The sequence below is a fragment of the Microbacterium sp. BK668 genome (assembly GCF_004362195.1).
In the GTDB taxonomy this organism is placed as follows: Bacteria; Actinomycetota; Actinomycetes; order Actinomycetales; family Microbacteriaceae; genus Microbacterium.
This window is the reverse complement of record NZ_SNWG01000004.1, coordinates 71,434-92,433: the sequence shown is the minus strand read 5'-3', so window position 1 is coordinate 92,433 and position 21,000 is coordinate 71,434. Positions and strand designations below refer to the sequence as shown.

General features: G+C 70.8%; 15 protein-coding genes. 2 read left to right on the top strand and 13 right to left on the bottom strand.

Annotated features, from left to right (window positions below; genetic code table 11):
* Nucleotides 1–31: 31 nt before the first annotated feature.
* On the bottom strand, nt 32–2,251 hold the full coding sequence (locus EV279_RS16705) for an NADP-dependent isocitrate dehydrogenase (RefSeq protein ID WP_133546079.1): 2,220 nt from the start codon (nt 2,249–2,251) through the stop codon (nt 32–34).
* Between the two features lie 133 nt (nt 2,252–2,384).
* Between EV279_RS16705 and EV279_RS16700 the strand changes: the two genes are divergently transcribed.
* Complete coding sequence (locus EV279_RS16700) at nt 2,385–2,837, top strand: GNAT family N-acetyltransferase (protein WP_133546077.1); 453 nt, start codon at nt 2,385–2,387, stop codon at nt 2,835–2,837.
* Nucleotides 2,838–3,383: 546 nt separating this feature from the next.
* The gene (locus EV279_RS16695) at nt 3,384–4,226 is read left to right on the top strand and encodes a DUF559 domain-containing protein (RefSeq protein ID WP_133546075.1); all 843 of its coding nucleotides are present in this window, start codon (nt 3,384–3,386) and stop codon (nt 4,224–4,226) included.
* A gap of 358 nt (nt 4,227–4,584) precedes the next feature.
* Here the strand turns inward: EV279_RS16695 and EV279_RS16690 are convergent, their stop codons facing one another.
* From EV279_RS16690 to purN, 12 genes are all read right to left on the bottom strand, one after another.
* Nucleotides 4,585–6,399, bottom strand: coding sequence for an ABC transporter ATP-binding protein (locus EV279_RS16690; protein WP_133546073.1), 1,815 nt, complete (start codon nt 6,397–6,399; stop codon nt 4,585–4,587).
* Nucleotides 6,396–8,237, bottom strand: coding sequence for an ABC transporter ATP-binding protein (locus tag EV279_RS16685; RefSeq protein WP_133546071.1), 1,842 nt, complete (start codon nt 8,235–8,237; stop codon nt 6,396–6,398). Before EV279_RS16685 ends, EV279_RS16690 begins: the two co-directional genes overlap by 4 nt.
* 641 nt (nt 8,238–8,878) lie before the next feature.
* On the bottom strand, nt 8,879–9,373 hold the full coding sequence (locus EV279_RS16680; protein WP_133546069.1) for a methylated-DNA--[protein]-cysteine S-methyltransferase: 495 nt from the start codon (nt 9,371–9,373) through the stop codon (nt 8,879–8,881).
* Nucleotides 9,370–10,947, bottom strand: a complete 1,578-nt coding sequence (locus tag EV279_RS16675) for an AlkA N-terminal domain-containing protein (RefSeq protein ID WP_208109596.1) — start codon at nt 10,945–10,947, stop codon at nt 9,370–9,372. The genes EV279_RS16680 and EV279_RS16675 overlap by 4 nt, the downstream gene beginning before the upstream one ends.
* Nucleotides 10,948–11,198: 251 nt before the next feature.
* Nucleotides 11,199–13,235: a hypothetical protein gene (locus EV279_RS16670; protein WP_133546065.1), complete on the bottom strand. Its 2,037-nt coding sequence runs from the start codon at nt 13,233–13,235 to the stop codon at nt 11,199–11,201.
* 117 nt (nt 13,236–13,352) lie between these two features.
* On the bottom strand, nt 13,353–14,435 hold the full coding sequence (locus tag EV279_RS16665; protein ID WP_133546063.1) for a glycosidase: 1,083 nt from the start codon (nt 14,433–14,435) through the stop codon (nt 13,353–13,355).
* Nucleotides 14,432–15,271: a carbohydrate ABC transporter permease gene (locus EV279_RS16660; protein ID WP_133546061.1), complete on the bottom strand. Its 840-nt coding sequence runs from the start codon at nt 15,269–15,271 to the stop codon at nt 14,432–14,434. The genes EV279_RS16665 and EV279_RS16660 overlap by 4 nt, the downstream gene beginning before the upstream one ends.
* Nucleotides 15,268–16,245, bottom strand: a complete 978-nt coding sequence (locus EV279_RS16655) for a sugar ABC transporter permease (protein WP_133546059.1) — start codon at nt 16,243–16,245, stop codon at nt 15,268–15,270. The genes EV279_RS16660 and EV279_RS16655 overlap by 4 nt, the downstream gene beginning before the upstream one ends.
* 1 nt (nt 16,246) lies before the next feature.
* Nucleotides 16,247–17,530 (bottom strand): extracellular solute-binding protein, encoded by a 1,284-nt coding sequence (locus EV279_RS16650; protein WP_133546057.1) that lies wholly within the window; start codon nt 17,528–17,530, stop codon nt 16,247–16,249.
* A 24-nt stretch (nt 17,531–17,554) separates the two neighbouring features.
* Nucleotides 17,555–18,586, bottom strand: coding sequence for a LacI family DNA-binding transcriptional regulator (locus EV279_RS16645; RefSeq protein WP_133546055.1), 1,032 nt, complete (start codon nt 18,584–18,586; stop codon nt 17,555–17,557).
* 137 nt (nt 18,587–18,723) lie between these two features.
* Nucleotides 18,724–20,331: a bifunctional phosphoribosylaminoimidazolecarboxamide formyltransferase/IMP cyclohydrolase gene (gene purH, locus EV279_RS16640; protein WP_133546053.1), complete on the bottom strand. Its 1,608-nt coding sequence runs from the start codon at nt 20,329–20,331 to the stop codon at nt 18,724–18,726.
* Nucleotides 20,332–20,391: 60 nt separating this feature from the next.
* Complete coding sequence (purN, locus tag EV279_RS16635) at nt 20,392–21,000, bottom strand: phosphoribosylglycinamide formyltransferase (protein WP_133546051.1); 609 nt, start codon at nt 20,998–21,000, stop codon at nt 20,392–20,394.

Below are 21,000 nucleotides of genomic sequence, written 5' to 3'. Positions count from 1 at the left end.
CTCGGCATCCGCTCTTCTTCGTCCTCCGGGTCTACCGCAGGTCGTCGACGATCCGGTTGAAGGTGGCCGACGGGCGCATGACCTCGTCGACGAGCTTCGTGTCGGGACGATAGTAGCCGCCGATGTCGACCGGCGAGCCCTGCACCGCGATCAGCTCGTCGACGATCGCCTGCTCCTCGGACGCGAGCGCCTCGGCGACCGGCGCGAACACCGCCGCGAGCTCGGGGTCGGCCTGCTGCCGGGCGAGCTCCTGGGCCCAGTAGAGGGCGAGGTAGAAGTGGCTGCCGCGGTTGTCGATCGTGCCGAGCGCGCGGCCGGGCGACTTGTCGTTCTCGAGGAAAGTGCCGGTCGCGGCATCCAGCGTGTCGGCCAGCACCTGCGCCTTGACGTTCCCGGTGAAGGTCGCGAGGTGCTCGAGCGATGCGGCGAGGGCGAAGAACTCGCCGAGGGAGTCCCAGCGCAGGTAGTTCTCGGCGAGAAGCTGCTGCACGTGCTTCGGGGCCGAGCCGCCCGCGCCCGTCTCGAAGAGGCCGCCACCGGCGAGGAGCGGGACGATGCTCAGCATCTTGGCGCTCGTGCCGACCTCGAGGATCGGGAACAGGTCGGTCAGGTAGTCGCGCAGGACGTTACCCGTGACCGAGATGGTGTCCTCGCCCTTGCGCAGGCGGTCGAGCGAGTACTGCGTCGCCTCGGCCGGCGCGAGGATCTCGATCGTGAGGCCGTCGGTGTCGTGCTCGGCCAGGTACTCGCGCACCTTCGCGATGAGGGCGGCGTCGTGCGACCGGTTCTCGTCGAGCCAGAACACGGCGGGGGCGCCGGTCGCGCGCGCGCGGGTCACGGCGAGCTTCACCCAGTCGCGGACGGCGATGTCCTTCGTCTGCATCGCGCGCCAGATGTCGCCGGGCTGCACCGCGTGCTCGAGGAGCACGTCGCCCGCACCGCTCACGACCTGGACGGTGCCGGCGGCCTCGATCTCGAACGTCTTGTCGTGGCTGCCGTACTCCTCGGCGGCCTGGGCCATGAGGCCGACGTTGGGGACCGTGCCGATGGTCGCGGGGTCGAGCGGGCCGTGCGCGATGACGTCGTCGATCGTGGTCTGGTAGACCGACGCGTACGACGAGTCGGGGATGACCGCTAGCGTGTCGGCTTCTCCGCCGTCGACGCCCCACAGCTTGCCGCCGTTGCGGATGAGGGCCGGCATCGAGGCATCCACGATCACGTCCGACGGCACGTGCAGGTTGGTGATGCCCTTGTCGGAGTTGACATACGACAGACGGGGGCCGCTTCCGAGACCGGCCGTGATGGCCGCGGCGATCTCGTCGCCGCCCTCGACGTCGGCGAGCCCGGCCAGGATCGCGCCGAGGCCGTCGTTGGGAGTGAGGCCGGCTTCGGCGATCCTGTCGCCGTAGCGGTCGAACACGTCGGCGAAGTAGGCCTTCACGACGTGTCCGAAGATGATCGGGTCGCTGACCTTCATCATCGTGGCCTTGAGGTGCACCGAGTAGAGGACGTCGTCGGTCTTGGCCGTCTCGAGCGTCTCGGCGAGGAAGGCGTCGAGGGCGGCGGCGGAGAGGAACGTGGCATCCACGATCTCGCCCGGGAGGACCTTCAGCCCCGTCTTGAGCTGCGTCACGGTTCCGTCGGCGCCGACGTGCTGGATCGTCAGGACGTCGTCGGCCGGGATGACCGTGGTCTTCTCGTTCGACTTGAAGTCGTCGTGGCCGAGGGTCGCGACGCGGGTCTTCGAACCGGCGGCGAAGGGCTTGTTGCGGTGCGGGTGCTTGCGCGCGTAGCCCTTGACGGCCAGCGGCGCGCGGCGGTCGCTGTTGCCCTCACGGAGGACGGGGTTCACGGCCGAGCCCTTGATGCGGTCGTAGCGGGCCCGGACGTCCTTGTCCTCGACGGTCTCGGGCTCGTCGGGGTAGTCGGGGATGTCGTAGCCCTGGCTCTGCAGCTCGGCGATGGCGCCCTTGAGCTGAGGGATCGACGCCGAGATGTTCGGCAGCTTGATGATGTTCGCCTCGGGCAGCGTGGCGAGTCCGCCGAGCTCGGCGAGGGCGTCACCGACCTGCTGCTCGGGGGTGAGCTTCTGCGGGAACGCCGCGAGGATCCGGCCCGAGAGCGAGATGTCGCGCGTCTCGACGTCGACCCCGGCCTGGCGCGTGACGGCCTGGATGATCGGGAGGAAGGAGGCCGTCGCGAGAGCCGGCGCCTCGTCGGTGTGGGTGTAGATGATGGTCGATTCGGTCACCTGAGTCGTCTTTCGTTCGGTCGCCTGCTCAGCCTATCGCAGGCGCCCAAAGTATCTTGACGTCGAGATATCGGCTCGTCACCCCGAGACTCGAATGTGCTCAACCGCGCGTGTTGCGGCTAGCCTGTGCACTATGGGCGACCTGCGACTTGTGGAACTGTCGGCGAGCACGATCGTGGCGGTCAACAATCTCTCCCTCAAGCCCGGGCAGGAGCAGTTCCTCGCCCCGATCTCGTACGCCGTCGCGGGCGCCGTCTCGAACCCCGCGACCGCCTGGCAGCGCGTCGTCCTCGACGGCGATGAGGTGGTCGGATTCGTCAGCGCCAACTTCGACGACGACGCGCCCGAGGAGCACTTCCGGTCGGTGCTGTGGCGCATCAACGTCGACGCCGACGACCAGGGCCGCGGCGTCGGCCGCTTCGCCGTCGAGAAGCTGCTCGAAGAGGCGCGCTCGCGCGGCAAGGACCATGTGGACGTGATCTACGAGGCGGGCGAGGGCGGTCCGGAGGCGTTCTTCCAGCGCGTCGGCTTCACCCCCGTCGGCGAGACGGAGTACGGCGAGGTCATCGCCGAGGTGCGCTTCTAGCCCTCCGCCCGCTCTGGGGCGGGGCCGGGCAGCGGCGGGGCCGCGCAGCGGCGGGGTCGCTCTACGGCGGGGTCGCGCAGTGCGCGCCCCCGCACTACGGCGGCGTCGCGCGTTGCCCCCCGCCCGCTCAGCGGTCGGATGATTCGCGTGCGGTCGGACTATCCGACTGGATCTGTCCGACGGGGCGCACACTCTCCGACCGGATGCCCCGGCATCGACGCCTCGTGAGAACCACGCCGCCTCTCCGACCGGATGCCCCGGCATCGACCCCTCGTGAAAACCACGCCGCCTCTCCTGGCTCTGAATCCGCGCCCCCGCATCCCCCGCCCGAAGCTTCCGCGGCCGCCATGTCCTCGCGCCGCGCTTGGCTCGGGTCGGATGATCCGCGCGCGGTCGGACGATTCCGCCGGATTGCTCCGACGCGGCGAGGTTCCTCCGACCGGATGCCGCCGCATCCGCTCCTCCTCAGGACCTCCGATCTGCGCCTTCTCCTCGTCTCCGGCACCCGGACGATCCGCCGGCCGCGAGGCGCGCCAGAATCGCCGGATGGATCTGCGCGAGTGGTTGAGCCGCAGCGACGGGATCGGTCACCGGGATGCCGCGCGCCTCGCGGGTTTCGGACCGCGACAGCAGACGCGCTGCATCGCAAGCGGTGAAGTGCACGTCGTTCGACGCGCATGGCTGGCCCTTCCTGACGCGGATGCGGAGTTGGTCGCCGCGGCGGGCGCCGGCGCACGCGTGACGTGTCTCTCTCTCGCGCGACGGCGCGGCTGGTGGATTCCCGAGGGAGTCGTCTCCGGGCGGCACTTCTCCGTCAAGCCGCACGGCCGAGCTCCCCGGGTCTGTGAAGACGCGGTCGTCCACTGGAGCCAGTCGATCGCTCCCGCGCCGCCGTTCGCCCTCACAGAGTCGCCCGAGGACGCGCTCGCGCATATCGCCTCGTGCGTCTCCGAAGAGGCCGCCCTCGTCGTGTGGGAATCGGCGATCCGGGTGGAGAGCATCTCGGTCGACGCCCTGAGGAACGTCCGCTGGAGATCGCTCGCAGCACGTCGCTGCGCGGAGCAGGTGAACGGCCTCTCCGATTCGGGCCTCGAAACCATTGCGGTGACGCGTCTCAGCAGGTGGGGCATCCCGATCCGTCAGCAGGCGGTCCTGGCGCGCAAGCCCGTGGATCTGCTCATCGGCGAGCGGCTCGTGGTCCAGATCGACGGGTTCGCGCACCATTCCAGCTCGGCTCAGAGGAGCCGGGATCTGGCGCACGATGCCGAACTGAGGCTCCGGGGATACACCGTGCTGCGATTCACCTACTCGCAGGTCGTACACGATTGGCCGACCGTGGAGCGCACCATCGCCCGAGCCATTGCCATGGGGGCGCACGTGGCCGCGTGACGGTCGGAGAAATCGAGCGCAGTCGGATGATCCGACGCGAAGGATCCGACCGAAGTGGATTTCTCCGACCGCGGTGCATGGCGGGCGACAGTCCACCGCCCGCCCCCCGCGGGGTGGGAGGGCGGATGCCTCGGCACGGGGATGACGGAAGCGTCGGCGCGGAGAGGACGGATGCCTCGGCGCAGGGAGGACGGATGCCTCGGCGCGGGGAGGGCGGATGCGTCGGCACGGCGCGGCCCGGCAGCCACGGATGCCTCGGCGCAGCGAGGACGGGAGCCTCGGCGCGGCACGGCGCGGCCCGGCAGGGACGGAGGCCAGGCCCGCACGCGCGGGGCCGAGGCATCCATCCGCTCCAGCGCTAGACCAGCGACTCCCGCCATGCGGCGTGCAGCTGCGCGAACTTGCCCGAGCCGCCGATGAGGTTTCCGGGGGCGTCGTCCTCGATGATGCGGCCGTGCTCCATGACGAGGACGCGATCGGCGATCGCGACCGTCGACAGGCGGTGGGCGATGATGATCGCGGTCCGGTCGGCGAGGAGGCTCTGCAGAGCCTCCTGGATGAGCCGCTCGCTCGGGATGTCGAGCGACGCCGTGGCCTCGTCGAGGATGAGCACGGCGGGGTCGGCGAGGAACGCCCGGGCGAACGAGATCAACTGCCGCTGCCCCGCGGAGACGCGGCCGCCGCGCTTGTTGACGTCGGTGTTGTAGCCGTCGGGGAGGTCCTCGATGAACTCGTCGGCGCCGACCGCGCGCGCCGCAGCCTTGATCTCGGCGAGCGTCGCGTCGGGCTTGCCGAGTGCGATGTTGTCGGCGACGGAGCCACTGAAGAGGTACGCCTCCTGCGTGACCATGACGATCGCGCGCCGGAGGTCCTTCGGGTGCAGCGATCGCAAGTCGACGCCGTCGAGCGTCACGCTCCCCTCGCTCGGGTCGTAGAACCGCGACACGAGCTTCGCGAGCGTGGACTTACCGGCTCCCGTCGTGCCCACGAGCGCGATGGTCTGGCCCGACGGGATGTCGAGCGAGAAGTGCGGCAGGATGACGCGCTCCCGGCTGTAGCCGAACGTGACGTCGTCGAAGCGCACGTGGCCGCGCGCGGTCCACAGGTCCACCGGATCCACCGGGTCGGGGACCGTGGGCTCCTCCTCGAGGACGCCCGACACCTTCTCGAGCGCCGCCGTGGCGGACTGGTACGAGTTGAGGAAGTAGGCGACCTCCTGCATCGGCGAGAAGAAGTTGCGGACGTACAGGACGGCCGCCAGGAGCACACCGACCTCGAGCGCGCCCGCCGACACCCGGAGGCCGCCCCACATCAGCACCAACGCGAGCGCGATGCCCGAGATCGCGATGAGGCCCGGCTCGAAGGTGCCGAAGATGCGGATCGTCCGGAGGTTGACGTCGCGGTAGCCGCTCGCGAGCTCGCCGAACTGCTCGTCGTTGCGCGGCTCCTTGCGGAACGCCTTGACCGCGCGGATGCCGGTCATGGTCTCGACGAACTGCACGATGACGTTCGCGCTGGCGGTGCGGGACTGCCGGTACGCCTTCTGCGACCGCGTGTAGAACCAGCGCATCAGCAGCAGCATCGGAATGCCCATGACGAGCAGGATGAGCCCCGACTGCCAGTCGAGCAGGAGCAGGGCGATCAGCGTGAACCCGCCGTAGAGGATGCCGGAGGTGAGCTCGTTCAGCCCGCCGTCCAGGAGCTCGCGGATCGAGTCGAGGTCGCTCGTCTGCCGCGAGATGATCCGGCCCGAGGTGTAGGACTCGTGGAACTCCAGGCTCAGCCGCTGAGTGTGCAGGAAGATGCGCTTGCGGAGGTCGAGCATGACGGCCTGCGTGAGGCGCGCCGCCACGACGACGTACCACCCGATCAGCGCGGCACCGCCGAGCGCCGAGGCGAGGTAGACGGCGACGACCATGATCGTCGGCATCCAGTCCGCCTGCTCGACCGCGGCGGGCAGCGCCGTGTCGATGCCGTACGCGATGAGGGCCGGCCCGAGCACGCGGAGGATCGTCGAGATCACGAGCACGGACGCGGCGAGCACGAGCTGCCAGCGCACGGGGCTCACGAGCGAGCCGAGCAGGCGCAGCGAGCGGCGCCGGATCTGGCGGCTCTCCTGGCGCGTGTAGTCGGAGCGGTCCTCGCCGCTCGTGCCGGTGACGGTCGCGCTCATCGGGCCACCTCCTTCGCTTCCTCTGCCTGCGGTGCCCGCACGCGGGCCTCTTCGAGCTCCAGACTCGAGATCACGTGTCGGTAGTGCTCGCTCGTGCGGAGGAGCTCGGAGTGCGTCCCCACCGCCGTGACCCGCCCGCGCTCGAGGAGTGCGACCCGGTCCGCGAGGGCGACGGTGGAGGGACGGTGCGCGACGATGAGCGCCGTCGTGTCGGCGAGCACCTGGCGCAGCGCCTCTTCGACGAGCGCCTCGGTGTCGACGTCGAGCGCCGACAGGGGGTCGTCGAGCACGAGCACGGCGGGCTTGGCCGCCACCGCTCGGGCGAGGGCGAGCCGCTGGCGCTGACCCCCCGAAAGCGACAGCCCCTCCTCGCCGATGATCGTGTCGGCCCCGTCGGGGAGGTCGTAGACGAAGGATGCCTGGGCCACCGCGAGCGCTTCGGCCAGAGCCGCGTCGGCCTCGGGGCTGCCGGGGGCGAGGTCTTCGCGACCGAGCAGCACATTCTCACGCACCGACGACGAGAACAGCGTCGCGTCCTCGAAGGCCATCGAGATGTGCCGCCGCAGCTCCGCGAGCCTGAGATCGCGCACGTCGACCCCGTCCAGGGTCACCCGACCGCCCGTCACGTCGTACAGCCGCGTCGGCAGGGTGGTGAGGGTCGTCTTGCCGGACCCCGTGAGCCCGACGAGTGCCATCGTCTCACCCGGCCGGAGGACGAGGTCAATGCCGTCGAGGAGGTCGCGCTGGGTGGCCGGGGCATCCTGATACCGGAAGTGCACGCCCTCGAAGGCGAGCTCTCCGCGCGGCTGGGAGATCGAGACCGGGTTCTCGGGGTCGGTGATCGTGTTCTGCTCGTCGAAGACCTCGAAGATGCGGTCGGTGGCGGTGCGTGCGTCGAGGAGGAACGAGAACAGGAACCCGATGGACTCCATGGGCCAGCGCAGCACCGTCGCCATCGCGAAGAACGCGAAGAGCTCCTGCACCTGCAGCTGACCGGTGGCGTTCAGCACGATCCCGACCGCGAGGCACGAGGCGAACGCGATGTCGGGCAGCAGCACGAGCCAGAACCAGATGAGCCCGATGGCGCGGGCTTTGTCGAGCTCGGTCTCGCGCAGCGTCTCGGCCTGGCGCGTGAACTGCCGGAGGGCGTGCTTGCCGCGTCCGAAGGCCTTGAGCACGCGGATGCCGTGAACGCTCTCTTCCACCGCCGTGGCCAAGTCACCCGCCTGGTCCTGACTCTGGCGCGTCAGGGCGCCGTATCGCTTCTCGAAGCGGTAGCCCGCGTACCAGATCGGGAGGGAGAAGATGAGGAACGTCGTCCCCAGCGCCCAATGCCAGCGGAACAGGATGAGCGACCCCACGAAGATCGTCAGGATGTTGACGAGCAGCAGGATGAGGCCGAACGCGAGCCAGCGGCGGATGACGCTGAGGTCCTGCATCATGCGGCTGAGCAGCTGGCCGGACTGCCACCGGTCGTGGAACGCGACCGGCAGGCGCTGCAGGCGCTGGTAGAAGCTCGTGCGCAGGTCGTACTCCACCGACGTCGCGGGCGTCAGCACGAACCAGCGGCGCAGCCAGATGAGTCCGGCTTCGGCGAGTCCCAGGGCGAGCACGACGGCGCTCGCACCGATGATCGGCCACAGCTCGCCCGAGGCGATGGGGCCGTTCTCGCCGACGAATGCCTCGAGCACGAGCGGGATCCCGAGCGCGACGAGGCTCGCCAGGAGCGCGCTGACGGCGCCGAGGACGAGCCGCGGCATGACGGGCTTGGCGAACGGGAGGAGCCTCGCGAGCGCTCGTGCGGTGGAGAGCCGGGTGGAGGGGGCAGTGGAAGTCATGATCCTTGTGGGGTGACGGATGCCGCGACATCGCGACGGAACAGCGAGGAGAGCGCACAGACGCGCGGAGGCCGGTCGACCGACCTGTCGAGGAGAACGCCGGCGGGCCCGAGGCTATGCCGGACCCGGGACGCGGCTAGTGCCGCGGGTCTCCTGCGGCGGGACGGGCCTTGCCGATCCACGTGCCGAGGACGAGGCGGAAGGCGACCGGCTGGATGTCGGCGACGGCCTGATACATGGCTTCCTCCTCGGATCGTGGGGTGCCGCGGGTCGCGCGACAGCCCTCCAGCCTAAGCCTGAGAGGATGCTGGATGCAAGGAGGAGTTGTGCGCGGGTTCGAGGCGTTTCGTCTCGGTCGCTGCGCTCCCTCGCTCAACGACCGGGAGAGGAACCCCGAGGCGTTTCGTCTCGGTCGCTGCGCTCCCTCGCTCAACGACCGGAGGTCATTCACGAGAAGGCAGAACCCTCGGTCGTTGAGCGAGCGAAGCGAGACGAAACGCGCCGACCGGCCGAGGAAGCCCGGGCGTTTCGTCTCGGTCGCCGCGCTCCCTCGCTCAACGACCGGGCAGGCTGCGCTCCCTCGCTCGACGACCGGGAGAGGACCCTGCGCTCCCCCCCTCGACGACCGGAGCGGGTGCGGGTCAGGCCGCTTCGCGGGCGAGGAGCGAGCGCTTCACCTCGAGCCCCCAGGCGAAGCCGCCGAGCGAGCCGTCGGATCGCAGCACGCGGTGGCACGGCACGAAGAGGGCCGGCGCGTTGCGGGCGCAGATGGATGCCGCGGCCCGCACGGCACTCGGCTGCCCGAGGGCGGCGGCGAACTCCGCGTAGGTGAGGGGCGCGCCCGGCGCGATGTCGCGCAGCGCGTGCCATCCGGCGAGCTGCATCTCGGTGCCGCCCTGCGCGACCTCGACCGACGTGATGGCGGACAGGTCGCCGCTGTAGTATGCGCGGGCGGCGGCCGCGGCATCCGTCTCCCCCTCCGTCACCGAGACCGGACGCAGCCGCGGGCTGATGCGCGCGAGAGCCGCCGCGGGGTCGGCGGTCCAGCCCGAGGCGAGCACACGGCCGCGCGCGTCGGCGACGATAGTGAAGGCGCCGTCGGGGGTGTCGATCGTCTGGATCGTGGCGGTGGTCATGAGGTCTCCAGAGTGGGGGCGGATGTACGCCGGGCGGGGTTCGGGGTCGAGAGGCCGGCGCGGCCCGCGGAGTCGACGCCGCGCGGGCGGGATGCCGGATCGACGCGGCGCGGGCGGGATGCCGGAGCCGCCGCCCACAGGTGAGCCATGAGGTAGCTGCGCCAGGGGGCCGTGCGGGCCGACCAGGCGACGAGTCCCGCCTGATCGGAGGGGATGCCGACGGCCGCGGCGCCCGCGCGGGCGGCGACGTCGCCGGGGAGGAGCACATCGGGATCTCCCAGCACCCGCATGCCGACGTAGTCAGCCGTCCACGGGCCGATGCCGGGCATCGCCAGGAGCGCGGCCCGCTGCTCCGGCCCGTCATCGCCGGTCGTGAGCGTGAGACTGCCGTCGGCGAGGGCCGTGGCGGCACCGAGCAGCGCGCGCGTGCGCGCCGCGGGCCCGCGCAGCACCTCGTGCCCGCGCTCCGCGATGGCCGCCATCGTCGGGAAGAGGAGGGTGTCGTCACCGAAGCCGTCGACCCGCTCGCCCAGCACGGAGGCGAGCGCCGTGAGCGCGGTGCGCGCGGCTGCGACGGTGATCTGCTGGCCGACCATCGCCCGGATGAGCATCTCGTGCGGGTCGGCGGCCCCGGGAACGCGGATGCCGGGAATCCGCGCGACGAGATCCGTGAGCGCCGGATGCCGGGCGAGCGCCTCGTCGACGGCGATCGGGTCGGCGTCGAGGTCGAACAGCCGCCGCGCGCGTGCGACGACGGCGGGGAGGTCGCGGAGGGCGGTGAGGCGGGCGCGGAGCCGGACGTGCCCGCCGTCGTCGAGGCGGAGCTCGAACCAGGCGGGGCCGCCCGCGAGCCGGAGAGTGCGGGAGAAGGTGGAGTCGGACGCGGTCTCGACGCCGGGGATCGCCCGCGCCCTCATCCAGGCGAAGAGGCCCGCGGCGTCCAGCGGGCCGCGGTGCGGCAGGATCAGGTCGATCGCGCCGGGGGCGTCGGCAGCCGCCGCGAAGGCGTGGGCAGGACGCCGTCGACGCGCACGGAGCTCGAGGGGCGGCATCCCGAACACCTCCCGCACGGTGTCGTTGAACTGCCGGACGCTCGCGAAGCCGGCCGAGAACGCGACGTCGGCGGCCGGCAGGTCGGTGCCGACGAGCAGCATGCGCGCCGTGTGCGCGCGGTGCGCGCGGCTGAGCGCGAGCGGCCCGGCGCCCAGCTCGGCCGTGAGCAGCCGGGTGAGGTGGCGAGGCGAATAGCCCAGCCGCCGGGCGAGACCCGGCACGCCCTCGCGCTCGACGACGCCGTCGGCGATGAGTCGCATGGCGCGCGCCGTCGTGTCACCGCGCAGGTTCCATGCCGGCGATCCCGGCGCGGCCTCGGGAAGGCACCGCTTGCACGCGCGGTAGCCCGCCTCGTGGGCGGCGGCGCTCGTGGCGTAGAAGGTGACGTTCGACTCCTTGGGCGTGCGGGCCGGGCAGCTCGGCCGGCAGTAGATGCCCGTCGAGCGGACGGCGGTGACGAACTGACCGTCGAAGCGCGGGTCGCGCGACTGGATGACGCGGTACCGCTCGGCGAACGACATCGCGACGGCCGTCGCCGTGCCGCCCGCCTCCGGCGGGCTGCTGTTCGTCACGGGGCTGCCCATGCGTCCACTCTGACACGCCCCGCAGACACCGGCTGGCGGAAATCGGACACGGCGGTGGCGGCATCCATCCCTCCCCTCCCCGCCCCCTGCACCGGCGAGGATGCGACCGAGCGCCGAGACAGCGGGTGTCAACCGCTGTCTCGGCGCTCAGGTGCGGTCTCGAGGTCAGAACCAGATCAGGAGCGGGGTCAGCCCTGCACGATCGCGAACCCTCCCACCGGCAGGACCACGTTGCGGGAGCCGTCGAACTCGGCCGTGCGCACGAGCCTTCCCGTCGCGTCGTAGACCGACGCGACCGACGCGGCGCCGGACTGGCCGACGACGACCGGCTGCGGCGACGCGGCCGACGAGTGCACCAGCTCGGTCCGTCCGCCGTCGCCGGTGAGGGCGAGCCGCGACACGAAGGGCCGGACGAGGAGCGCGTCGAGGGTGAGCGTGCCCTGCGTCACGGCGACGTCGAGCCCCGCGCGGTCGGCCGCGACCCACTTCGAGAGCTGCCGCGGCAGCAGCACCCCCGGCACGGGCGAGATGCCCTGCTCGAAGCCGCTCTCGGTGAGCGTCCCGATGGGCCGATGGTGCGACGTCCACCGCGACGTGCTCGACGACCCCGGCATCGACCACACGACCGGTTCGACCCAGCGGGAGGTGTCGTCGGCGCCGATGTCGAAGGTCGCCCGCTGGCCGGCCGTGAGGCGCAGGGCGCTGCCCGACCAGAGCGACTCACCCGTCCACGCCTCGGGCGTGAACACCGTGCCATCGGTCTGCGCCCCCTCGGCCTCCACGACGCGCAGCCCCGCTCGCTCGGCGACCGTCGCGACCGACTGGGCGCGCTCGGCGAGCGCGGGCCGGGCGTCCAGCGCGAGCATCGTCAGCAGCCCGTGGATCGTGCTCTCGGCGCCGCTGTTGCGGTTGACCGAGCCGTCGGGCTGCAGGCCGTCGTACGTCACGCCCGTCGCGGGGTCGTACATGACGGCTCCCGACCGGTTCGCCCCGAAGAACCACGCCGCCTGCATCGCGGCGAGGTCGGCGAAGCCCGCCGACCCCGTCGCATCGGCGACGGCGAGGAGCGACTGCACCCGCGAGTCCGCGCCATAGGCGATCTGCACGCGGTCGCTCGGAGTCGGGAACCATCCGTTGTCGGGGCCTCCGGCCGTCAGGAGCGTCGGGGTGAAGACGGCCGAGTCGCGGACCGCGGGCCGCAGGAGCGCAGCATCGCCCAGGGCGACGGATGCCTCGGCCAGCGCCGCCGGCATCTGCGACCCCCACGCGTGCCACATGCTGCGCGACTGCGCCCACGGGAGGATCGCGCCGTACGGCCACGAGCGCTCGTCGCCGGCCGACATCGCCGCGATGCCCTCGGCGAGCTCGCGCATCGCCTCGGCCGCCGCGGTGTCGCCCGGCGCGGCCTCGACCCGCGCCGCGAGCCCGAGCACGGCCTCGGCCGAGGCATCCGCCCCGTCCACGATGAGCCACGCAGGCACCCGCATCCCGTCCGACACCGCCCACTCGCCGTACCGGACCAGAACCTGGCGGTTCAGCGCGTCGATGGAGAGAGCGAGCCGGTCCTCCAGGAACGCGGCGAACTCGGGGGATTCTTCCGCGAACGCGGCGTAGCCCTCGCCCAGGGCCCAGATCGTCCGTGCGAGCCAGTAGCTCGGGCCCGAATCCGAGGGGTCGGGCAGCTCGACCGGCTCGGCGGAGGGGGTGAGGGTACCGTCCGCCTGCATCCACAGCACGACGTTGCCGGCGTTCGGTCCGTCGATCGTCTGGAGGTACGCGATCGAGCGGAGGAGCTCGTAGGCCGAGTCGCGGCTCGAGTCCTCCCCCGTGAGCTGCCAGTGCCGGAGGTACACCACCGCGGCGCGCGCGATGTCGTCGGCGTTGTAAGCGCCCTGCCGCCAGTACCCCGTCGCGGGGTCGAGGCCGCCGCCGCCGACCCGCTCGAACGTGCCGCCCGGGCGCGCGTCGGCGTACGTCCACGGAAGCGTGAGCGTCGGCTCCTCGGCGAGGCGATACGTCGTGTGGCCCTCGACGTCGGCCGGCGGCGTCGCCTGGTCGAGCAGGAAGTCGAGGTGCGCGAGGTTCGTGAGCGGCGCGACGTCGAGCGTGGCCGTCGCGCGATACGGGAGGGGAGTGGATGCCGAGGCCGGCGGCGCCGCGAGCGCCACCGTGAGCGCGATCGCGGCACCCGCGACCCACGCACCTCGCCGTGCGTAGAGATCCATCGATGTTTCCTTTCTTGTGCGCCGGGCGAGCGGCGCGGGGTGGTCGGTGCTGGCGCGCCGGGCGAGCGGCGCGGGGTGGTCGGTTCTGCCGCGCCGGGCGAGCGGCGCGAGGTGGGGTCAGGGGCGGTCGTCGCCCGTCCGCTCGAGAAGCGCGACGCCGATCTTCGAGTCGGCCATCCCGTAGAAGACGAAGAGCTGCCCGTCGATCTCCTCGATCGCCGTCGGGAAGACGACGTTCGGGACGATGCCGCTGCGCTCCTCCTCCGTCTCGGCCTTGAGGAGCGGCTGAGCGGTGCGGGCGAGCACGCGAGCGGGGTCCGCGGCATCCAGGATCATCGCCCCCGCCGCATAGTTGACGTTCTGCTGCTGCGAGAACGCGCTGTCGATGACGCCCGTGACGCCGTGGTGCAGGATGAGCCACCCCTCCGGCACCCGCCGGGGAGGCGGGCCGCCGCCGATCTTCAGCTCCTCGAAGTCGTAGCGTGGCCCCGCGACGAAGCGGTGCTGCTCCCACAGGACGATGTCGGCGATGTCGGCGCGCACCGCTTCGAGCGGGACGTAGCTGATCCAGATGGACTGCCGCGGATCGTCGACGCCGGCCGGGAGGCGCACGCCCTGCCCGGGCTTGGTCTCGCCGAGGTCCCACATCGGCCGGTGGAGCACCGCGAGCGCCTCGGTGCCGTCCGGCGCCGTGAGCGGCTCGGGGAAGAACACCGTGTCCTTGTTGTGGAACAGGTTGAGGTCCATGTCGAGCGCGTCGTCGTAGCGGAAGAGCGCGGGCCCGAGACGCCTCCACTCGCGCAGATCGGTCGACACCGCGACGGCAGTCCTCGGACCGAGCGGTCCGTACGCGACGTACGTCATGACGTGGAGGCCGAGCGCCTCGATCCACGTGATGCGCGGATCCTCGACGCCGGCGTTGCCGACACCGCGCTCCCAGCCTCGGTCGGGCTCGAGGACGATGCCCTCGCGCTCGACCCCGACCGGCACGCCCCCGTCGACGACGACGCGGGCCAGGCCCACACGCGAGACGTTGCCCGCGGCGACGAGGCGCGGGAGCAGGTAGAGCTCGCCCTCGGGACCGCGTCCCGACGCCGGATTGAGCACGCCCTCGGCCTCGGTCGGATCGCCCGGGTCGGGCGTCATGAGCACGCCGACCCGCGTGAGGCGGTAGGGGACGGTGGGGTCTGGCATGGTCATCCCTTCACTCCCGATCCGAGCTCGTTCGACGTGAACCACCGCTGGAACACGAGGAACAGCACCACCGCCGGGATGGCGAGCACGACGGCGCCGGCGAGCATGGCTCCGAACGGGTTGGCCGTCGAGGCCGCGATGTTGGAGATGAAGTTGGCGAGCGAGACGGCCAGCGGCTGCATCGACGCCTCCTTCGTGATGAGGAAGGGCCAGAGGAACTCGTTCCACGGGCCGATGAAGGTGAGCAGCACGACCGTCAGGAGAGCGGGTCGCACGAGCGGCAGTGCGACGCTCCACAAGAGCCGCAGCTCCCCTGCCCCGTCGATGCGGGCGGCGTCGAACATCTCCTTGGGGAGCTGCAGGAAGTACTGCCGGAAGATGACGACGGCTGTCGAGTTGATGAAGAACGGGATGATCATGCCCAGGTAGCTGTCGGACAGGCCGTAGTCGCGCGCGATCATCACGTACAGCGGGATCATCAGCAGCTGGAAGGGCACGACCTGCACGAGGAGCGCCAGCGCGAACACGGTGCCGCGTCCCCGCCAGTGCAGCACCGCCAGGGCGTACCCGGCGAGAAGACCGAACACGACGGTGCCGAGGATCGCCCCCATCGTGAAGATCCCCGAGTTCGCCAGACCCGTCAGCAGGTTGATCCGCTCGTTGATCGCGACGTAGTTGTCGGCGCTGATGTTCGCCGGATCGGGGAACGCTCCGGCGACGGTCGGGTCGGGGTCGGTCTGCAGCGAGCCGATCACCATGTAGTAGAAGGGGAAGAGGAACGCGAGCGCGCCGATCGACAGCACGACGTAGAGCGCGACCTTGCTTCCGAGCGCGCGCCTCATGACTCCTCACCCCCGACGAACTTGCGCTGGATGGCCGCCAGAGCCAGCACCATGATGATGAGCATCACGCCGATGGCGGCTGCCACATCCGGATTCCCCTGCTGGATGCCCTTCTGGTAGATGAGCAGGACGGGCGTCGCCGAGGCGCCGTTCGGCCCTCCGCCGCCGGTCAGCAGGTAGGGCTCCGTGAAGAGGTTCGCCCCCGTGATCGTCGAGAGCAGCACCACGAGGAGCGTCGCGGGACGCACGCCCGGCACCGTGACGCTGAAGAACTGCCGCACGCGTCCGCCGCCGTCCATAGAGACCGACTCGTAGAGCTCCTTCGGGATGTTCTGCAGCGCGGCGAGGTACAGCAGGATGTAGAACCCCATCCCCTTCCACGTGACGAAGAAGGCGATCGTCGGCATCGCGAGCGCGGAGTTGACCAGCCACGAGGGATTCGGGGCGAGCGGCCCGAGGATCTGGTTGATCAGACCGTTCTTGGCGAAGAGGAACATCCACACCGCGACGACGGCGACGGATGCTGTCACGTACGGCACGTAGTAGCTCACGCGGAAGAAGGTCTTCGCGTGGACGACCCGGTTGAGCGCCGTCGCGAGCAGGATCGAGATCACCACCGTGAGCGGCACGTTGATGACCAGGAACACCCCGACGTTGTAGAACGACTGCCACACCTTCGGATCGGACAGCACCGCGACGTAGTTCTCGAAGCCGACGAAGGGCCGGTCGACCTGCGCGCCGGGCGCGGCGAAGAAGTAGTCGTGGAACGACATCCAGACCGCGAAGACGATCGGATAGGCGAAGACGAGCGCGATGAAGGCGATGTAGGGCGCCGAGAGCAGCACCCCGATGGGGTTCTCCCCGAGGATGCCGCGCCGCCGCCGGCCCCGCCCCTGCTCCCGTGCGGGCGGTCCCGGCCGGGCGGGGTCGTTCTTCCCCGTCCGGCCGGCCGGTCCCGCGACCGTGGTGGTCATGTCAGCTGCCCGATGCCAGCGAGTCGATCTTGTCGGCGGCATCCTGGAGGAAGGCCGAGACATCCTCCTCGCCGAAGATCACGGACTTCGAGTAGCCGTCGCGGAACGTCTGCCAGATCTCGACCGAGTTCTGGACGTTGGGCACCTCGACGGTGCGCGAGGCCTGGTCGCCGAACTGCTCGTAGGCGGCGTTCGCCGAGAAGTAGTCGGGGTAGGTCTCGGTGAGGTTCTGGCGGAGCGGCATCTGCCCCGTCGACTCGAGCCACTTGCCGTCCTGGTCCTCGCTGGTGGCGAATTTCAGGACGTCCCAGGCCGTTCCCTTGTTCTCGCACGCGCTGAACATGCCGACGTTCTTGGCGTCGCTGAAGGTCCACGTCTCGGCCGGATCCGTGCCGTTCTCGGTCGGCACCGGGACGGCGCCCCAATCGACGTCCTCGTAGACCGAGATCGCCCACGGGCCGACGATCGCCATCGCGGCGTAGGCGTCGGCGAACGCGTCGCCCTGGTACTGCTCCCGGCCGGCGAGACCCTCGTCGTAGAGCGTGCGCCAGAAGTCGGCCACCGTCGCGCCGTCTTCGCTGTTGAACGTCGCTGCGCCGTCCTCGACGAGCTGCGTGCCACCGGTCTGGGCGGCGTAGAGCGGGTAGAAGTCGAACCAGGACTGGAAGAACTCGCTCGTCGGGGCGGGGTTGATCGCGAAGGGGGCCACACCGGACTGCGAGATGGTGCGTGCCGTCTCGAGGAACTCGTCGTACGTCGACAGCTTCGGGTTCTCGGGGTCGAGCCCGGCCTGCTGGAAGAGCGCCTTGTTGTAGAAGATCATCACGGGGTTGCTCTTCCACGGGAACTGGTAGAAGCCGCCGTCCTCGGACCGGTACTGCTCGGCGATGTCGCCGCTGCGCTCGGTGATGTACGAGTCGCCGTCCTCGAAGTCCGACAGGTTGACCAGGCCGCCCTGCTTCTGGAAGCCCGGCACCGCGGCGGGCGAGGTGTTGAACACGAGGCACGGAGCGTTGCCCGCCGTGATGGCGGCGCCGATGACCTCCTCGCTCGACTTGCCGGCCGGGATCTCCTGCGCCTTGATCTGCTCGTCGGGGTGGTCGGCGTTCCACGCCTCGACCATCTGCTTGCCCCACTCGATCTCGGCCTCGTTGTTGGAGTACCAGATGGTGATGTCGCCCTTGCTGTCCATCCCCTCGCCGGCCGAACCGCCGCCTCCTCCGCACGCGGTGAGGGCGAGGGCTCCCGCGGCGACAGCCGCGAGAGTCAGAATGCGTCGTCGCATGTCGTGCTCCTTGTTCTCGGCGGCTCAGCCGCTCTGATCGTTCGGCGCGGGTCCGGTGGAGTCGCGCAGGGCGAGGGTGGATGCGGGGAGGTCGAGCCGCACGCGCTCCCCGCCGCCGATGGCGTCGAGGAGCGTGCGCGCCGCGACCCGTCCCCACGCACGGGCGTCGGTGGTGACGCTCGTGAGTGCAGGGTGCAGGTATCGGCCGAGGTCGGTGTCGTCGAATCCGGTGATCGACAGGTCGCGCGGCACGACGATGCCGCGCCGCTGGGCCACGCCGAGTCCTGCGGTGGCCATGTGGTCGTTCGAGTAGACGATGGCGGTCGGGGCATCCGGCGCCGACAGGATCGCCTCCGTTGCGGCGGCTCCTTCGGCAGCGCTGAAGTCGGTCTCGATGGAGCGGCCGTCGGCACCGGCTGCCGTGACGGCCGCGTGGAACGCATCGCGGCGGCGCTTGGAGTGAAGCATCGCGTCAGGACCGGCGACATGCGCCAGCCGGCGGTGGCCGAGGGCGACGAGATGCTCGACGGCGGAGTGGATGCCGGCGCCGTCGTCGACGGCGACCGAGGAGAACGGGCTCTCGACGTCGGGGACGCCGAGCGTCACGGCGGCCAGCCCCAGTCCCGCGACCAGCGGCACCCGCTCGTCGGCGGCCCGCAGATCGGTGAGGACGACGCCGTCGACGCGCCGGTCGACGGCGAGCCCACGATACGTCGCCTCCTCCTGTCGTCCGGGATTGGCGACGGCGAGCACGAGCACCTGTCCCGAGACCGAGAACTCGTCCTCGAGCCCGGCGATGAAGGAGTGGAAGAACGGGTCGGCCGCGATGACGTCGGCGCTGCGCCCGATTACGAGCCCACACGCGAACGAGCGCCCCGTGCTGAGCGACCGGCCCTGCAGGCTGGGCGTCCAGCCGAGCTCCCGCGCGACCTCGAGGATACGGCTGCGGGTCTCGGGGGCGACACCGGGGCGCCCATTGAGGGCGAACGAGACGAGCCCCTTGCTGACCCCGGCACGGCGCGCGACGTCGGCGATGGTCGGCGGCGTCTGACCCATCTCCGTCACTCCTTCGTGCACGCCTCGCTGCGCGGATGCGGCCATCTCTGCCGCCACTAAACCGGTTCAGATGCGCGTCGAGAAGTGTCTTGCGGCGACGGGAGAACGGGAGGACAATGCGCCCTCCCACCGGGCCGCTAGTGGAAGAAGTGGCGCTCGCCGGTGAAGAACATCGTCACGCCGGCCCCGCGCGCCGCCTCGATGACCTCGTCGTCGCGGACGGATCCGCCGGGCTGCACGATCGCCGAGATGCCGGCGTCGAGAAGCACCTGCGGGCCGTCGGCGAACGGGAAGAAGGCATCGGATGCCGCGACCGAGCCCGCGGCGCGCTCACCCGCGCGCTCGACGGCGAGACGGCACGAGTCGACGCGGTTCACCTGACCCATGCCGATCCCGACCGTCGCGGAGTTCTTGGCAAGGACGATGGCGTTCGACTTCACCGCGCGGCACGACTTCCACGCGAAGATGAGGTTCTCCATCTCCTCCTCGGCCGGGCGATCGCCGGAGACGAGCTGCCAGTCCTTCGCCACGACGTCGATCTCGTCGGGGAAACGGTCGGCGTCCTGGAGAAGGAGTCCCCCCGAGACGAGGCGCACGTCCATCGGCTCCTGTCGCCAATCAGCCGGGAGCTGCAGCACTCGCAGATTCTTCTTGAGCTTGAAGACCTCCAGCGCCTCGGGCTCGAAGTCCGGCGCCACGACGACCTCGGTGAAGATGTCGCGCAGGTTCTCGGCCATCTTCAGCGTGATGGTGCGGTTCGCGGCGATGACCCCGCCGAAGGCCGACACGGGATCGCACTCGTGCGCGCGCAGGTGCGCGCTGGCGATCGGGTCGAGGGCGTTCGGCGCGGCGACGGCGATCCCGCACGGGTTGGCGTGCTTGATGATCGCGACCGCCGGCTTGACCATGTCGAAGGCGGCGCGCAGGGCTGCGTCGGCGTCGACGTAGTTGTTGTACGACATCTCCTTGCCCTGCAGCTGGGTCGCCTGCGCGATGCCGTGACCGCCGACGCGGGAGTAGATCGCGGCGCGCTGGTGCGAGTTCTCGCCGTAGCGCAGCGTTGCCAGGCGCTCGGCCTTGACGGTGAGGTGCTGCGGCAGGTCGTCCGATTCGCTCAGCGTGCCCTCGGCGAACCACGTGGCGACGGCGCGGTCGTACTGCGCCGTGTGCCCGAAGGCGCGTGCGGCGAGCTCGCGGCGCTGCCCGAGGCTCGTGCCGCCCGCCCCCAGCGCGTCGATGATCGCGGGGTACGACTCGGGCGAGACCACGATCGCGACGTTGGCGTAGTTCTTCGCCGACGCGCGCACCATGGCGGGTCCTCCGATGTCGATCTGCTCGACCACGTCGTCGCCCTGCGCACCCGAGGCGACGGTCTCGACGAAGGGATAGAGGTTCACCACGACGAGCTCGAAGGGGTCGATGTGCAGCTCGGCGAGCTGACGCTCGTGGTCCTCGAGGCGCAGGTCGGCGAGCAGGCCGGCGTGGACGCTCGGGTGCAGCGTCTTCACCCGCCCGTCGAGCGACTCGGGGAAGCCGGTGACCGAGGCGACGTCGACGACGGGGATGCCGGCATCCCGGATCATCGCCGCGGAGCCGCCCGTCGACACGATCTCGACCCCGGCGGCCTGCAGCGCCTGGGCGAGCTGCAGCAGATCGGTCTTGTCGCTCACCGAGATGAGCGCCCGACGGATCGGCACGACATCGCGATCGCGGTAGAGGGACGGGTCGTGGCTGGGGCCGGCCATGAAGGCTCCTCGGGTCAGGTCGTCAGGGGTCGAGGGGCGGGCGCGGGAGCGTCCGCCGGGTCAGGAGGAAGGAGAGACGGATGCCGCGGCCGCCGCGAGGTCGAGTTCGCCCGTCGCGATCCGCCGCACGACGTCGATCAGGAGCCGGCGCTCCACGGGCTTGATGCGCTCGTGCAGGCTGTGCTCGTCGTCTCCGGGGAGGACGGGCACGCGCTCCTGTGCGACGATCGGGCCGGTATCGACCCCGTCGTCGACGACGATGACGCTCGCGCCGGTCTGCACGGCGCCCTCTGCGATCGCGTCGCGGACGGCGTGCGCGCCGGGGAACTCGGGCAGGTAGGCGGGGTGCGTGTTGATGATCCGCGGAGCCCACGCCTCGACCACCGACGGCGGCAGCAGACGCATCAGGCCGCTCAGCACCACGAGGTCGGGCCGCCAGACGTCGAGCTGACGGGCCAGTTCGGAACCCCAGTCCTCGCGGGAGTCGTACTCGCGCCACGGGACGAGGAAGGTCGGGACGCCGTACTCCTCGGCGTGGGCGAAGCCCTCGGCTTCCCGGTCGGCGCCGACCACGACGACGCGAGCGGGATAGTCCGGGTCGGCCGCGGCATCCAGCAGCGCCCGCAGATTCGATCCCGTACCCGAGATGAGGACGGCGACCGTGAGCAC

Bases quoted from the DNA above. Each gene is read 5' to 3' on its own strand.
- EV279_RS16700 (WP_133546077.1), top strand. From the start codon at position 2,385: ATGGGCGACCTGCGACTTGTGGAACTGTCGGCGAGCACGATCGTGGCG.
- EV279_RS16695 (WP_133546075.1), top strand. From the start codon at position 3,384: ATGGATCTGCGCGAGTGGTTGAGCCGCAGCGACGGGATCGGTCACCGG.
- EV279_RS16690 (WP_133546073.1), bottom strand. From the start codon at position 6,399: ATGAGCGCGACCGTCACCGGCACGAGCGGCGAGGACCGCTCCGACTAC.
- EV279_RS16685 (WP_133546071.1), bottom strand. From the start codon at position 8,237: ATGACTTCCACTGCCCCCTCCACCCGGCTCTCCACCGCACGAGCGCTC.
- EV279_RS16680 (WP_133546069.1), bottom strand. From the start codon at position 9,373: ATGACCACCGCCACGATCCAGACGATCGACACCCCCGACGGCGCCTTC.
- EV279_RS16675 (WP_208109596.1), bottom strand. From the start codon at position 10,947: ATGTCGTTCGCCGAGCGGTACCGCGTCATCCAGTCGCGCGACCCGCGC.
- EV279_RS16670 (WP_133546065.1), bottom strand. From the start codon at position 13,235: ATGGATCTCTACGCACGGCGAGGTGCGTGGGTCGCGGGTGCCGCGATC.
- EV279_RS16665 (WP_133546063.1), bottom strand. From the start codon at position 14,435: ATGACCATGCCAGACCCCACCGTCCCCTACCGCCTCACGCGGGTCGGC.
- EV279_RS16660 (WP_133546061.1), bottom strand. From the start codon at position 15,271: ATGAGGCGCGCGCTCGGAAGCAAGGTCGCGCTCTACGTCGTGCTGTCG.
- EV279_RS16655 (WP_133546059.1), bottom strand. From the start codon at position 16,245: ATGACCACCACGGTCGCGGGACCGGCCGGCCGGACGGGGAAGAACGAC.
- EV279_RS16650 (WP_133546057.1), bottom strand. From the start codon at position 17,530: ATGCGACGACGCATTCTGACTCTCGCGGCTGTCGCCGCGGGAGCCCTC.
- EV279_RS16645 (WP_133546055.1), bottom strand. From the start codon at position 18,586: ATGGGTCAGACGCCGCCGACCATCGCCGACGTCGCGCGCCGTGCCGGG.
- purH (WP_133546053.1), bottom strand. From the start codon at position 20,331: ATGGCCGGCCCCAGCCACGACCCGTCCCTCTACCGCGATCGCGATGTC.